The 14,745-nt window shown below is 72.8% G+C and carries 7 protein-coding genes; 2 read left to right on the plus strand and 5 right to left on the minus strand.

The annotated features are described in order from the left end of the window. Window positions 1-8: 8 nt before the first annotated feature. Window positions 9-866: a DUF5753 domain-containing protein gene (locus tag ACFPCY_RS13505; RefSeq protein WP_378254867.1), complete on the minus strand. Its 858-nt coding sequence runs from the start codon at window positions 864-866 to the stop codon at window positions 9-11. A 212-nt stretch (window positions 867-1,078) separates the two neighbouring features. Beyond that, window positions 1,079-1,684 (minus strand): helix-turn-helix domain-containing protein, encoded by a 606-nt coding sequence (locus ACFPCY_RS13510; RefSeq protein ID WP_378254869.1) that lies wholly within the window; start codon window positions 1,682-1,684, stop codon window positions 1,079-1,081. Window positions 1,685-1,813: 129 nt separating this feature from the next. On the opposite strand from ACFPCY_RS13510, the gene ACFPCY_RS13515 reads away from it, so the two are divergent. Continuing rightward, window positions 1,814-2,632: an MBL fold metallo-hydrolase gene (locus ACFPCY_RS13515; protein WP_378254871.1), complete on the plus strand. Its 819-nt coding sequence runs from the start codon at window positions 1,814-1,816 to the stop codon at window positions 2,630-2,632. Between the two features lie 43 nt (window positions 2,633-2,675). Here the strand turns inward: ACFPCY_RS13515 and ACFPCY_RS13520 are convergent, their stop codons facing one another. Both ACFPCY_RS13520 and ACFPCY_RS13525 read right to left on the minus strand, forming a co-directional pair. After that, complete coding sequence (locus tag ACFPCY_RS13520) at window positions 2,676-5,150, minus strand: SpoIIE family protein phosphatase (protein ID WP_378254873.1); 2,475 nt, start codon at window positions 5,148-5,150, stop codon at window positions 2,676-2,678. Next, a complete protein-coding gene (locus ACFPCY_RS13525) occupies window positions 5,147-9,283 on the minus strand; it encodes a HAMP domain-containing protein (protein ID WP_378254875.1) in 4,137 nt (1,378 codons plus the stop codon). Before ACFPCY_RS13525 ends, ACFPCY_RS13520 begins: the two co-directional genes overlap by 4 nt. Before the next feature lie 280 nt (window positions 9,284-9,563). Here ACFPCY_RS13525 and ACFPCY_RS13530 point away from each other — a divergent pair, with 280 nt between their 5' ends. Next, window positions 9,564-13,130, plus strand: coding sequence for an nSTAND1 domain-containing NTPase (locus tag ACFPCY_RS13530; RefSeq protein ID WP_378254877.1), 3,567 nt, complete (start codon window positions 9,564-9,566; stop codon window positions 13,128-13,130). A 246-nt stretch (window positions 13,131-13,376) separates the two neighbouring features. Here the strand turns inward: ACFPCY_RS13530 and ACFPCY_RS13535 are convergent, their stop codons facing one another. After that, complete coding sequence (locus ACFPCY_RS13535) at window positions 13,377-14,723, minus strand: carotenoid oxygenase family protein (protein WP_378254879.1); 1,347 nt, start codon at window positions 14,721-14,723, stop codon at window positions 13,377-13,379. Window positions 14,724-14,745: the final 22 nt, after the last annotated feature.

A 14,745-nucleotide genomic window follows, 5' to 3' on the forward strand; every position in this document is an offset into this window, starting at 1 on the left:
CCCGGGGGTCAGTAGTGGTCGAGGCTGCGGCCGTGGAGGACGTCGTTCAGGAGCAGCGCGCTGTCGGCCGGGGTGAGCGCCACCTGTTCGATCCTCCGCCACAGCGGGGCGAGGTCGGCCGGGCTCATGCCCAGGCCGTCCGGCCAGTGGACGACGCCGAGCCGGTCGTTGAACGCCGAGACCTCGTAGAGCTCGAAGGGCCCCTCCAGGCCGGCGTAGTAGCCGACGCTGTGCGGGACGACCCGCACCGTGTGCCCGGCCCGGGAGAGCGCGAGCAGGTGCTCGACCTGCTCACGCCACATCTCCTCGTGACCGCTGGGGGAGGTGGCGACGACCCGCTGGTCGACGATCAGGTCCAGGGTGCGCGGGTCGCCGCCCGGACGGTGCCGCTGCCGCGCGGAGAGCAGCGGCCAGTCGGATTCCGGATGGTCCTCGGGCAGCAACCGGTGCTCGTGCACGAGCCGGGCGTACGCCTCCGTCCGGGCCAGATCGGGCACGGCCTGGATGCCGAAGGCGCGCACGACGTCGGCTTCGGCTTCGATGGTGAGGATGTCCCGGAGCATTCCCGACAGCCGGTCGAGGTGGGGTTGCAGCCACAGCGGCCCGTCCGGACGCGCGGCCAGCCCGGTCAGCACCGCCCTGATCCGGTCGGGCACGGGGCCGTAGTGCGCCAGCAGCGCGGCCACCTCTTCCGGCCCGATGTCGCCGAAGCCGGTCTCGACGGCGGCCAGCCACTGCGCGTCGCGGCCGAAACCGGCGACGGCCTCGTCATAGCCGAGTTCCAGGATCTCGCGCACCCGGCGCAGGCCCCAGCCGACGACCCGAGCGTTGATCTTGGGGACGGGGCGGTCATAGTCGTAGGCCACGACCCCATCCTCGCGGCTCCCCACCCCCTCCGCCACGCGATTCGCCGCGCGAGCATCCCCGGCAGCCGCCTGGTGGAGCTCGGCGGCGACGGGCACATGCACTGGTTCGTCCGGCCCGACGAGATCACCGACCTGACGCTCGAGTTCATCACCGCCTCCGCCCTCGCCGGGACCGGCCAGCGACCCCGGCGACCAGCGGAAGACGCAGCCGGTCAGGGCCTGCGTGAGATGAACATGACGTATTCGCAGGGGGCGTCCGTCCGGTTGGCGAAGCCGTGGTCGGCGTCCGCCTGAAGGAAGAGGGAGTCGCCCGGGTTCAGCGTCTCGGTGATCCCGCCGATCGCGACGGTGAGGGTGCCTTCGAGCACCATGAGCTGCTTCTCCGTCCCCGGCGGGTACGCGGGCAGCAGCCCGGTGGAGACCTGCGCGGGCAGGTGGTGGACGATCATCTCCGCCCCTCCCGCTCCGGGGGCCGCCGAGACCATGTGCCGCTCGAAGCCGGTCTCCGGATCGCGGAAGACGGGACGGTCGTCCTTGCGCATCACGATGGCGACGCCGGACGCGGCGGCCGGCGCGCCGATCAGCTCCGAGAGCGACGCGCCGAGCGCGTGGGCGATCCTGGACGCGACGCCGATCGTCGGGCTCTTCTCGCCGCGCTCGACCTTGGACAGCATCGCCCGGCTGACCGACGAGCGGGTGGACAGCTGCTCCAGCGTCAGGCCCGCCTGCTCGCGGCGTCGCCGCACGTTGCCGCCGAACGCGCCCGCCAGGTCGTCGCCGTGTTCCGGTTCCGCCGCGTTTCCGTCGTGCTCGACCACCGTGCTCCTCGATCGCTGGGTACCTCGCCGCACAGTGTAGGGTTTCTTCTAAAGAAGACATTCGTCTTCTATTGGAGACATGCGGTGCGTGCCCAGCACGCGGTGCGTGCCCAACGCGACGGAGGATCCATGCGTCTGGTCTCACGTGGCCGGCTCCACGCCACGTTCGAATTCGGCGGTCTCCAGGTGATCGCGCTGCGGGACGGGTACATCGACATGCCGCCCACCCGGCTCCGCGACGAGGACGGATGCGCGCTCGGCGAGCTGCCCGCCGCCGTCCCGCTGGTCGGGGACAACCTGCGGCTGTCGGTCAACGCCTTCTTCGTCACCGACGGCACGCGGTCGCTCCTCATCGACACCGGCGCGTCCGACGTCTGGCACGAGCCCACGATGGGACTCGTCTACGAGGCGCTCGACGAAGCGGGCGTCGAGCGCGCGCAGATCACCGACGTGGCCATCACCCACAGGCACGAAGACCACGTGAGCGGCCTGATCGCGCCGGACGGTTCGGAGGCGTTCACCGGACTGGAGCGCGTGTGGATCGGCGCGGGCGACACCTCGGTGTTCACCGGACGGCTCGCGCCGATCCGCGACCGGGTCGTGCCCGTGTCGGGCGAAGTCGCGATCAACGACTGGGCCACCGCGATCCCGGCCCCGGGCCACACCCCCGGTCACACCGTCTACGAGGCCCGGAGCAGCGCCGGCCGCCTTCTCGCCTGGGGCGACACCGTGCACGTCCCCACGCTCCAGTTCGAGCGGCCGAACGTGACCTGGGAGCTCGACGGCGACCAGTCCCGCGCCCGCGCCGCCCGAGCGAACCTCCTCGAACGACTGACGCGACCGGACCACTTCGTGGCCGGCGCCCACCTCGACTCCCCGGGCATCGCCCGCGTGACCCCGTCCGGCGAGGGCTACGCGCTGGAGTACCTCGCGCCACCGACCGGCTGACCGCGGCGGTCGGCGGCGGCGCCGGATCTCTCCGGCGCCGGGTTCACCGGCCGGAGGCGGGGAGGTGGATGCCGACGATGCAGGTGTCGTCGTCGGTGTCGGCGTTGCTGTAGGTGAGCAGGTTGTCCAGGCGGCTCTCCAGGTCGTCGGCGGGCCGGCGCGCCGTGACGAGCAGGTGGTCCAGCGCGTCCTGGATGGAGCCGTCGCGGCGCTCGACCAGCCCGTCGGTGTACATCAGCAGGACGTCGCCCTCGGCCAGGGTGAGGACGCCCTCCTCGTACTCGCTGTCGTCGAGGGCGCCGAGCATCAGCCCCCGGACCATCGGCAGCGTGGAGGTCTCGCCGTCGCGGATCATCACCGGGGCCAGGTGCCCGGCGCGGGCCCAGCGCAGGACGCGGGTGGACGGGTCGTACAGGGCGCACAGCGCGGTCGCGGTGACGTGGTCGGTGAGGTCGTGGGCGACGAGGTTGAGCCAGGCCAGCAGCTGGGCGGGGCCGGCGCCGGTGGCGGCCAGGCCGCGCAGCGCGTTGCGCAGGACGACCATGCCGGTGGCGGCGTCGATGCCGTGCCCGGCGACGTCCCCCACGCCGAGCAGGATGTGCCCGGACGGCAGCACGACCGCCTCGTACCAGTCGCCGCCGACGAGGTGCTCGTGTTCGGCGGGGCGGTACCGGACCGCCACCTGCAGCCCGCCGACGTCGAGCGGGCCGCGGGTGGACGGCATGATGGCGCGCTGGAGCTGCAGGGCGAGCCGGTTGCGCTCGGCGGCCTGCTGCTCGGTGTGGGCGAGCTGGTCGCGGGTCGCCGCCAGCGCCACCTCCGTCCAGTGCTGCGCGGACACGTCCTGGTAGGCGCCGCGCACCGCGAGCAGGTGGCCGGCGTCGTCCAGGACGGGTTCGGCGATGATCCGCAGGTGCCGGACGACCTGGTCCGAGCGCCGGATCCGGAACGCCGCCGAGCTCGGCTGGTGGTGGCGCAGGACCGTGCGCAGGAACCGTCCGATCGCCGGTTCGTCGTCGGGATGGGCGTGCGCGGGCAGGGCGGTCAGCGGCGAGGGGGAGGCGTCGGTGGGGAGCCCGTACAGCTCGAACAGCTGGCTGTTCCAGGTGATCTCGCCGGTGACGAGGTTCTCCTCGAAGCCGCCGATGCGGCCGAGCCGCTGCGCGTGCTGCAGGAGGTTGGCCAGGCGGGCGGCCTGGTCCTGGATCCGGCAGACCAGCAGCACCGCGTCGCCGTGCCGGGTGATGCTGAGGTCGGCGACCGCGGTCAGCGGCACCTGCCCGACCAGGGAGGTGAGCGCGACCCGCTCGGCGTGGAAGGGCTCGCCGGTGGCGTGCACCCGTTCGATCTTCTCCAGCAGCCCGCCGCGGTCGGCCGCCAGCGGGTAGGACTCCAGAAGCAGGGTCCCGGCGACGATGCTGGCGGGACGTCCGGCCGGGTCCACGAAGTGGGTGCCCAGGTGGTGGATGCGGAAGTCCGCCAGGGCGCCGTCCGCGCCGTGGTGCGGGAGCAGCACCATGACCGAGTCGTGGAGGCCGTCGGCGAGGTCGGTGAGCTCGGTCAGCGCGCGGTCGCCCCCGCGCGGACCGGGTTCGTCGACGGTGCGCGTCTCCAGGGTGTGGGCAGACAGCTCGGCGAGCGCCTCGAGCTGCCGTTCGAGCCGCGGCGACGGTTCCGGCGGCGGACCGGGCCAGCAGACCTCCAGCACGCCGATGATGCGGCCCCCCGTCCCGGCGGGGACGACGACCCGGCCGTCGGCGGTGGAGGCGTGGTGCCCGATGGACGGCAGCCCCTGCTGCTTGAGGGAGGAGAACCGGACCGTGCGGCGTTCCACCAGCGCTGCGCGCGCCGGGGTGGCGATGCCGGGCGGGACGTACCGCCAGCGGGTCGTCTCGTTGGGACCGAAACCGGCGGCTCCGGCCAGGGTGAGGGAGGCGTCCGCGGCGGCCGACCACACGGCGACGGCCACGGCGTCCAGCGGCCGGAGGGCGTTCGCGAGCAGCGCCTCGGCCGCCGTCTGGGCGTCGGGGGCCGCCATCGCGCCGCTCTCGGCGGCGCGCAGCCGCGTCGCCACGGCCAGGCTGCCGTTCGCCGCGTCCGGGCTCCCGTCCGCAGCGCCGAGACGCCCGTCCGCAGCGCCGAGACGCCCGTCCGCCGCGTCCGGGGCGACGGCATCGCCGCGGACGGCGCGGGTGAGGAACGCCTGGGTGGCCTCGGTGACGCGGTCCCGGGCCGCCTGGTTGATGATCTCGGCGGCCAGCTCCAGCCGGGACCGCCCGGCCCGGGCGGCCAGCTCGTCCAGATGCCGGGCGGCCTCGGCCGGGCCGCAGCGCAGCCGCTCCACCAGGACGCCCCGGGCCAGCTCCAGCACGCCGCGGCCGTCGGCGGCCCGCTGGGCCTCGCGGATCTGCCGGCGCAGCCGCTCGACCGTGGCGGCCAGCCGCCCGACGCTGAGACCCGCGTCGTCCAGGCCGCCGTCGGTGCTCCCGTGGGGCCTGCTCTCCGGCTTGATGCTCACAGCTGCGCTCTCCCGTCACCGGCCGCGCCCCGCGGCGCCGCGTCGTCCAGGCACCGGCGGATGCAGGCGATGAGCTCGTCGGCGTCCAGCGGTTTGGTGACGTAGTCGTTGGCGCCGGCGGCCAGGCTCTTGTCCCGGTCGCCCGGCATCGCCTTGGCGGTCACCATGATGATGGGCAGCGCGGCGTGCTCGGGCATCGCCCGGATCGCCATGGTCGCCGCGTAACCGTCCATCTCCGGCATCATCACATCCATCAGGACGACGTCGGTGTCCGGGTGGTCGGCGAGCGCCTCGATCCCCTTGCGGCCGTTCTCGGCGTGCACGACGCGGACGCCGTGCAGTTCCAGGATGCTGGTGAGGGCGAACACGTTGCGCGAGTCGTCGTCCACGATCAGCGCGACCCGTCCCGCCAGGGACGCGTCGGCGGTGGCGGTGACCGGCACCTCGCCGTGCCCGGGCCGGGCGAGCGGCAGGACGTCGCCGGGCTGCTCGGCGGCCAGGTGCAGCGCGATCCGCTCGCGCAGCTCGTCCAGGCTGCGCAGCAGCTCCAGCGGGCGGCGCTCGGCGTGCGCCTGCAGCGCCCGTTCCTGCTCGGCGCCGAGAGCCCGGTTGTTGTGGGCCAGGACCGGGCAGCCGCGCAGCGCCGGGTCGCCGTCCATCGCCTCCAGGAACCGCAGCGCGGCGCCGTCGGGCATGTCGAGCTGGAGCACCACGCAGTGGCAGGGCTCGACGGCCAGGGCCGCGGCGGCCTCCTGCGGTCCGGTGGCGGTGACGATCTGGACGGGTCCGCCCGACTCGTCCACCGGCCCGCCCTGCGGCGCGCTGTCGGCCACGGCGCTCTCGGCCACCAGCGACAGCAGCCCGCCCTGCCGCTCCTCGATCACCAGGAGGCGCCGCGGGACGGGCCGGTCCACGGCGGGCGAGGCGGCGGGCGAGGCGGCGGTTCCGCCCGCGGCGCCGGCTTCGCCTTCGGCGGCGACGAATTCGCCTGCGGTGGCGCCGGGGCCGCCGGCCTCCAGCGCGGGCCGCGCGGCGGTCTCGTCCAGGCGCGGGTCGGACTGGAAGTCGGGTCGCGCCACCGGCAGGTAGAGGGTGAAGGTGCTGCCGCGGCCGAGCGTGCTGTCGGCGACGATGGCGCCGCCGAGCAGGTAGGCGATCTCCCGGCTGATCGACAGGCCGAGGCCGGTGCCGCCGTACTTGCGGCTGGTCGTCCCGTCGGCCTGCTGGAACGCGCCGAAGATCGATTCGAGCTGGTGCTCGGCGATGCCGATGCCGGTGTCGATGACCCGGAACGCGACGGCCGGGCCGTCCACCCGCGCGCCGGCGGGCAGCTCGGACGGGTCGGCCGGCTCGATCCGCAGCTCGACGCTGCCGCTGTCGGTGAACTTCACCGCGTTCGACAGCAGGTTGCGCAGGACCTGCCGCAGCCGCGAGCCGTCGGTGAGCACCTGGCCCGGCGCGCCGGGCGCGGTGCTGATCCGGAACTCCAGGTTCTTCTGACCGGTGAGCGGCCGGAACGTGGCCTCGACGTAGTCCAGCAGGTGCCGCATCGGCACCTGCTCGGGCGCGATGTCCATCTTGCCCGCCTCGACCTTGGACAGGTCGAGGATGTCGTTGATGAGCTGCAGCAGGTCCGAGCCGGCCGAATGGATGATGCCGGCGTACTCGACCTGCTTGGGCGTCAGGTTGCGGGTGGGGTTCTGGGCCAGGAGCTGCGCCAGGATGAGCAGCGAGTTCAGCGGGGTGCGCAGCTCGTGGCTCATGTTCGCCAGGAACTCGCTCTTGTACTTGGACGCCAGCGAGAGCTGCCGCGCCCGCTCCTCCAGCTCCTGCCGGGCCTGCTCGATCTCCAGGTTCTTGGTCTCGATGTCGCGGTTCTGCGCGGCCAGCAGCGCGGCCTTGTCCTCCAGCTCGGCGTTGGAGCGCTGGAGCTCCTCCTGCCGCGCCTGCAGCTCCTCCGACCGGGCCTGGAGCTCGCCGGCCAGCCGCTGGGACTCGGCCAGCAGCTCGTCGGTGCGGGCGTTGGCGATGATGGTGTTGACGTTGACGCCGATGTTCTCCCGCAGCTGTTCCAGCAGGTCGCGCTGCACCGGCCCGAACGGCCGCAGCGACGCCAGCTCGATCACCCCGAGCACCTGGTCCTCGACGACGATCGGCAGCACGATGACGCTGGCCGGGGCGCCGGCGCCCAGCCCCGAGGAGACGGCCAGGTAGCCGGGCGGGACGTCCGTCACCAGGATCGTCTGCCGGCTCCGCGCCGCCTGGCCCACCAGCGAGCGGCCGGCGCGGAACCGGGTGGGCCGCGACGGGCCCGCCGGGTCGCCGTCCTCGGGGTAGGCGTAGGAGCCGATCAGCTCCAGCTCCAGGCCCCCGGTGTCCTCGGCGGCCAGGTAGAACGCGCCGTACTGCGCCGACACCAGCGGGGTCAGCTCGTCCATGATGAGGTCGGCGACGGCCGACAGGTCGCGGTGCCCCTGCATCAGGCCGGAGATGCGGGCCAGGTTCGTCTTCAGCCAGTCCTGCTCCTGGTTGGCCCGGGTGGTCTCGCGCAGGGACTCCACCATCAGGTTGATGTTGTCCTTGAGCTCGGCCACCTCCCCGGACGCGTCCACGGTGATGGACCGGGTCAGGTCGCCGGAGGTGACCGCGCTGGTCACCTCCGCGATGGCGCGCACCTGCCGGGTCAGGTTCCCGGCCAGCTCGTTGACGTTCTCGGTGAGCCGCTTCCAGGTCCCCGACACGCCCTCGACCTCGGCCTGCCCGCCGAGCCGTCCCTCGCTGCCGACCTCGCGGGCGACGCGGGTCACCTCCGCGGCGAACGACGAGAGCTGGTCGACCATCGTGTTGATCGTCGTCTTCAGCGCCAGGATCTCGCCGCGCGCGTCCACGTCGATCTTCTTGGTCAGGTCGCCCTGCGCGACCGCGGTCGTCACCTGCGCGATGTTGCGGACCTGGTTGGTCAGGTTGTTGGCCATCGAGTTGACGTTGTCGGTCAGGTCCTTCCAGGTCCCGGCGACGCCCGGGACGTGCGCCTGCCCGCCGAGCTGCCCCTCGGTGCCGACCTCCCGCGCCACCCGCGTCACCTCGTCGGCGAACGCCGACAGGGTGTCGACCATGGCGTTGATCGCCTGGGCCAGCGCGGCGACCTCGCCCTTGGCCTCGACGGTGATCTTCTGCGACAGGTCGCCGCGCGCCACGGCGGTCGCCACCTGCGCGATCGACCGCACCTGGCCGGTCAGGTTGGACGCCATCACGTTGACGTTGTCGGTGAGGTCCTTCCACGTGCCGCTGACGCCGCGGACGGTGGCCTGCCCGCCGAGGTTGCCCTCGGTCCCGACCTCGCGGGCGACGCGGGTCACCTCGTCGGCGAACGACGAGAGCTGGTCCACCATCGTGTTGATGGTCGTCTTCAGCGCCAGGATCTCGCCGCGCGCGTCCACGGTGATCTTCTGCGACAGGTCGCCCTTGGCCACCGCCGTCGCCACCTGCGCGATCGACCGCACCTGGCCGGTGAGGTTGCCGGCCATGAAGTTCACCGAGTCGGTGAGGTCCCGCCAGGTTCCCGAGACGCCCTTGACGTCGGCCTGCCCGCCGAGCCGTCCCTCGCTGCCGACCTCGCGGGCGACGCGGGTCACCTCGTCGGCGAACGACGAGAGCTGGTCGACCATCGTGTTGACGGTGTTCTTCAGCTCGAGGATCTCGCCGCGGGCGTCCACGGTGATCTTCTGCGACAGGTCGCCCTTGGCCACCGCCGTCGCCACCTGCGCGATGTCACGCACCTGGGTGGTCAGGTTCCCCGCCATCGCGTTCACCGAGTCGGTGAGATCGGCCCACGTCCCGTACACGCCGGGCACCTTCGCCTGCCCCCCGAGCTGACCCTCGGTCCCGACCTCGCGCGCGACGCGGGTCACCTCCGAGGTGAACAGCGCGAGCTGGTCCACCATCCCGTTGAACACGCCGGCGATCTCACCCAGCAGCCCGTCGGCGTCGTCGGGCAGCCGGGTGCCGAAGTCCCCGTCGCGGACCGCCGTCAGCCCCGCCAGCAACCGGCGCAGCCCGGCCTCCCCGGCCTCCACGCCCGGATCCGGGCGATGACCGTCCCGGACCTCGCCCCCACGAGCCAGCTCACCCATCTCGACTCCTCATTTCCGGACCGTGAGGACACCGCCCGCGTCACGGACGACTGGGAACGTTCCTTGCCGCACGGCAAATACCCGAGAAGGTTACTCAAACCAACCACCGCGAAGGACACGAGAAGCTGCCACAGCAGACCGCGAGGCGTCCCGGCCAGAACGGTACTCGGCGGCCGGCTCTCGGTAGGGCGGTATGAGGTCGCGATCGGTGAAGCTGCGGCTCGGCCTGTTGTGGACGGAGTGTTGCAGCGGCGGGTGGGTTCTCGCGCATGGTCGGGAGATGAGGCGGCGCCGGCGGTTCGAGCTCCTGTTGCAGGTCGTGCTGGTGCTGGTCACCAGCCTGTTCGCGATCGCGACGAACTTCGCGACGAACGGCGAGCACGTCTCGGGGCTGCTGCGCTGGTTGCAGCGCATCTCGGTGCCGGCGACCTTGGCACTGGTCGCGGTCCTGGTCGTCGGGCAAGTGATCGCCTTCCGGCTCGGCACGCCTCCGCCGCCTGCTCGCTCCTGGGACCGCCGCCGCACGCCGTATCCCGGGCTGGACGCCTTCAGCGAGGACGAGGCGGCGGTGTTCTTCGGACGCGACGTCGAGGCGCTGGAGCTGGTGCAGCGGTTGCACGCCTCGCCCGACCGTCCCGCGGAACGGTTCGTCCCGCTGGTCGGCGCGTCCGGTAGCGGGAAGTCCTCGCTGGTGCGGGCCGGAGTGATCCCGCGGCTGCGGGAGCGGCGCTGGCTGGTGCTGCCGGTGGCCACGCCCGGCTCCAACCCGGTCGGCGCCCTGGCGGCGGTATTGGCCGAGGAGGGTAAGAGGACCGACGCCTCTGCCGTCCTGCGCCGTATCCGCCGGTCGCCGGACGGGCTGGCTCTCGTCCTGGCCGAGCTGCGGCGATCCGGCCCACGCCACCGGCGCGTCCTGCTGGTGATCGATCAGTTCGAGGAGCTGGTCACTCTCGCGGGCGATCGCGACCGTGCGCTGTTCCTGGAGGCCATCGCCGAGGCCCTGCGCCGTGACCGGCGGCTATGGGTGCTGGCGACGCTGCGGATCGAGTTCCTGCGCGATCTGCTGAACACGGGACAGGCCGGACTCTTCCAGAACCCCGTCGCGATCGGCGCGCTCACCCGGAGCCGGCTGGCGCAGATCGTCGAGCGGCCGGCCGAGCTGGTGGATCTGCGGTTCGGCCCCGGGCTGGTGGGAGCCATCGTGGACGACGCCGAGACCACCGACGCCCTGCCGCTGCTCGCCTACCTGCTCCAGGAGCTGTACTTCGCGGCGGGCGCGGGCGGCACGATCACCGAGGACGCCTACCACGCGCACGGTGGTGTCGCGGGTGCGCTGGCCCGCCAGGCGGACCTGGTGATGGCCGAGCTGAACGGACAGGGCGGTGTCGAGAAGGTCGTGGCGGTGCTGCTGAAGTTCGTCACGGTGGACGGCCAGGACGCCACCCGCCGGCGCGTCCCGCTGGACGAGCTGACCCCCGGCGAGCGGGCCGTCGTCGACGCCTTCGTCGATGCCCGCCTGCTCGTCACCGACCTCGGCGACGGGCGGCCTCATGCCCAGGTCGCGCACGAGGCGCTGTTCCGTCAGTGGCCACCGCTGCGGCAGGAGGTCGAGGCGCGGATCGAGCAGTTGCGGCAGCGCGCCGAGTTGGAGCGGTGGGCCGTCGACTGGGAACGTGCGGGCCGGAGCCGCGACTACCTGCTGACCGGGGACCGTCTCGTCCAGGCCGAGTCCTGGTACCGGGCTCTGGAGCAGGCGGGTCAGGCGCCGGCGGCCGCCGAGGGGCTCATCCAGGAGTCCAAGCGGCGTGACGTGGCGTTCCTGCGGCGGGTCTCGGAAGGCATCGGTGAATACGTGATCGCCAATGCCGAGCAGCATCCCGAGTTGTCGGTCCTGCTCTCGCTGGCGGCCCTCTCGGAGTGTCCGCCCACGTCCGCCGCCGTGCGAGCGTTGCTGTCCGCCTTGACCTTCAGCCATCTGAGCCATGTGCTGAAGGGACACGGGGACGTCGTCCGCGGCCTCGCCTGGTCGCCCGACGGGCAGAAGATCGTCACCGCGTCGCGGGACGGGACCGCCCGCATCTGGGACGCGGCCACAGCCGCCTGTCTCACGGTCCTGCGCGGCCACGGCGGGTCGGTCGAGATGGCGGCATGGGCGCCCGACTCCCGACGAGTCGCCACCGCCTCACGTGACGACACCGTGCGAGTCTGGAACGCCGAGACCGGCGAGACCCGGGCCGTCCTGCGCGAGGCGACCGACGCGGTACGGGCGGTCGCCTGGTCTCCGGACGGGTGCCGCATCGCAGCCGGATCGCGCGATCTGGTCGTCCGGGTATGGGACGCGGACACCTACGCCCTCGTCACCGAACTCACCGGCCACACCGACAGCGTCCTCGACCTCGCCTTCTCGCCGGACGGCGTCCGCCTCGCCACCGGCTCGCACGATCGGACGGTCCGGATCTGGAACCTCCGGACCGGGGGCGTCCTGCCCCTGCGAGGCCATGAAGACCTGGTCGAAGGCGTGGCCTGGACGCCGGACGGGAAGCGCCTCGCCTCCGCCTCCGGCGATCAGAGCGTCCGCGTCTGGGACGCCGGGACCGGCCGGCAGTCGATGCTGATGCGCGGCCACACCGACCGCGTCTGGAACGTCGCCTGGTCGCCCGACGGTTCCCGGCTCGCCACCTGCGGAGCCGACCGTACCGCCCGCGTCTGGAACCCCGGGAACGCCGAGGAGGTCTTCGCCCTGCGCGGCCACACCGGTGACGTGTGCGCCGTGAGCTGGTCCCCGGACGGCGCCCGCATCGCCACGGCGTCCGCCGACGGCACCGGACGGATCTGGGACATCGACCCGCGCGGCGGTGAACTGCTCCGGTTCGCCGGCCACCGGGCGCCCGTCCGTGCCTTGGCCTACCGCGCGCCGTCCGAGCGCCACCGCGACAAGACCCGCGGGCTGCTGGTCACGGGATCCGACGACCACACCCTCCGAATCTGGGACGTCGAGACCTCCGAGCTCGTAGAAGTTCTCGACGACCATCGGGACGCCGTCCTCGACGTCTCTCTGAGCTCCTCCGGCTTCGTCACCGCGTCCAGCGACGGGACTCTCCGCCTCTGGCCGGGTCTCGTCCACGGGCCGGCCAGAGCCGTCATCGCGTATCCGAGCGGCATCCCGGAGGCCGTCGCAGACGTGGACGTCCGGTTCGCCTCGGCGGGCAGGGACCGGACGATCCGCATCTGGAACATCACGGACGGCTCGCCCGTCGCCGTCCTGCACGGCCACCAGGACTGGGTGGTCTCCCTGGCCGCCGCGGACAGCGGGCGCTGGCTGGCGTCCGCCTCCGACGACCGGACCGTCCGCATCTGGGACATGCTCGCCCTCCAGGAGTTCGCCACCCTGCGCGGACATGCCAACTGGGTGGACGCGGTCGCCTGGTCACCGGACGAACGGTTCGTGGTCAGCGGATCGGCCGACCTCACCGCCCGCATCTGGGAGGTCGCGTCCGGACGGCAGATCGCCGTGCTCTCCGGCCACGAAGCCCGCGTCCACGCGGTGGCGTGGTCACCGGACGGCACCCGCATCGCGACCGCTTCCTACGACCGCACCGTCCGCGTCTGGGACGCCCGCGACCACACCGAGAACGGCGTCGTCGGCGTCCACCGCGACAAGGTCACCAGCGTGGTGTGGACCGCCGACAGCACCGGCCTGATCACCGGCTCCTACGACGGCACCGCACGCCTCTGGAACGCCGATCCCGACCTGGACGCCCTGCAAGCCGCCGCCCGCCGCCGCGTCTTCCGCGCCCTCACCGACGAGGAACGCCGCACGCACCTGCTTCCCCTTGCAGAGCAGTAGACGGAACCGGCATGCAGCGGACCGGCGCAGCCGGACGGGCTCGGGCCTTTGGCCTTCGACGATGGTCGCGGCGATGGGGGCGTGGGCGAATTCGTCCGCGTCGGTGGTGAGCGGGTCGGCGGTGAAGGTGACGCGCCGTCGGCCCGATGCAGAGGCGGAGGCTGAGGCGGGACGGAGGCGGGACGGAGACGGAGGCGGGACGGAGGCGGGGGCGGCCCGGTGAAGGGCCGCCCCCGCGGGGTTCGGTCACCGCTCGGTGTCGGGGATCCAGGAGCCGTGGATGCCGCCGGTGACGCGGCGGGGCAGGTGGACGGTGGCGACGCGGTCGAGGCCGGCCGCGTCCAGGACCAGGAGCTGGGAGGCGTCCTGCTTGAGGTCGGAGACGACGGTGAGCAGGTAGCCGTCGTCCTCGTTCGCGGCGCCCGCGGCGGGGACGAAGACCGCCTCGCTGGGCAGGCGGGCGTCGCCGGCCTGGTGGACGCGGCGGGTCCCGGTGGCGCGGTCGTACTTGACGACGCCGTAGCCGCCGAAGCCGTCGTGGTCGGGGAAGGAGATGGCGTAGGTGTAGCGGTTCTCGGCGCCGAGGTAGTCCTCGTTGAGGGTGGGGAACTCGACGGCGAGGTCGTCGATGACCTGCTCGTCCACGCTGCCCCGGACGAGGTCCAGGACCCAGCGGCGGGTGTAGGAGCGGGTGTTCGGCTCGGTGCCGCGGCCCGGCGCGCCGACCCACCAGTTCCAGGAGAGCTGGAAGCCCTCCCGGTCGACCGTGGGGCCCTCCAGGACGATCCGGCCCCGGGCGTCCTCGTAGGCGTTCGCCGCGTGGAGCATGTTGCCGGGCTCGATGTCGAACCAGCGGATTCCGGCGGCGCCGCCCGGGGTGCGGGGCATGACGCCGATGCGGGCGGGCTGGGCGTCGCTCCAGCCGTAGGGGATGCCGGAGTGCTCGGCCGGGTCGAACGTGACCGACCCTTCGATGAAGACCACGTGGTGGCGGGTGATCGCGAAGTCGTGCTTGAGGGACGCGGTGGCGCCGGGGATCTCGGCGCTGTGCACGATCCGGCCCTCGGCGTCGGCGATGTAGTAGAGGAGGTACGGCGGGAACGGCGAGGAGCCGAAGAAGTGCAGCTCGCCGGTGACGGGGTCGGTCTTCGGGTGCGCGGTCATCGCCGAGCGCAGCCTGCCGTCGAAGTCGTAGGCGCCGACGGTCTCCAGCTCGGCGTCCAGCTCGAACGGGAAGTTCGCCTCGCACAGGGCCAGCAGGCGTCCGGCGTGCTCGATGACGTGGGTGCCGGCGGTGCTGGCGGTGAGGTCCGGGCCGTGCTCGGTCATGTAGGGGGCGCCGTCCAGCGCCGGGGTGCGGACCCAGCGGTTGCGGTACCACTCGGCGCGGCCGTCCCGCAGCCGGATCCCGTGGACCATGCCGCTGCCCTTGAACCAGTGCGTCGGGGTGACGCCCGGCTTCGGGTTGTGGCTGTTGCGGATCAGCCGGCCGTTCAGCTCCGGCGGCAGGTGGCCCTCGACGGTCAGGCCGGTCGCGGTGATCTCGTCGACGGCCGGGGTGTAGTGGCCGATCAGGTAGGGCTTGGTGCTCACGAGTGACTCCTTGGTCTGTCGT

It is taken from the genome of Actinomadura gamaensis (genome assembly GCF_042652125.1).
Classification (GTDB): domain Bacteria; phylum Actinomycetota; class Actinomycetes; order Streptosporangiales; family Streptosporangiaceae; genus Spirillospora; species Spirillospora gamaensis.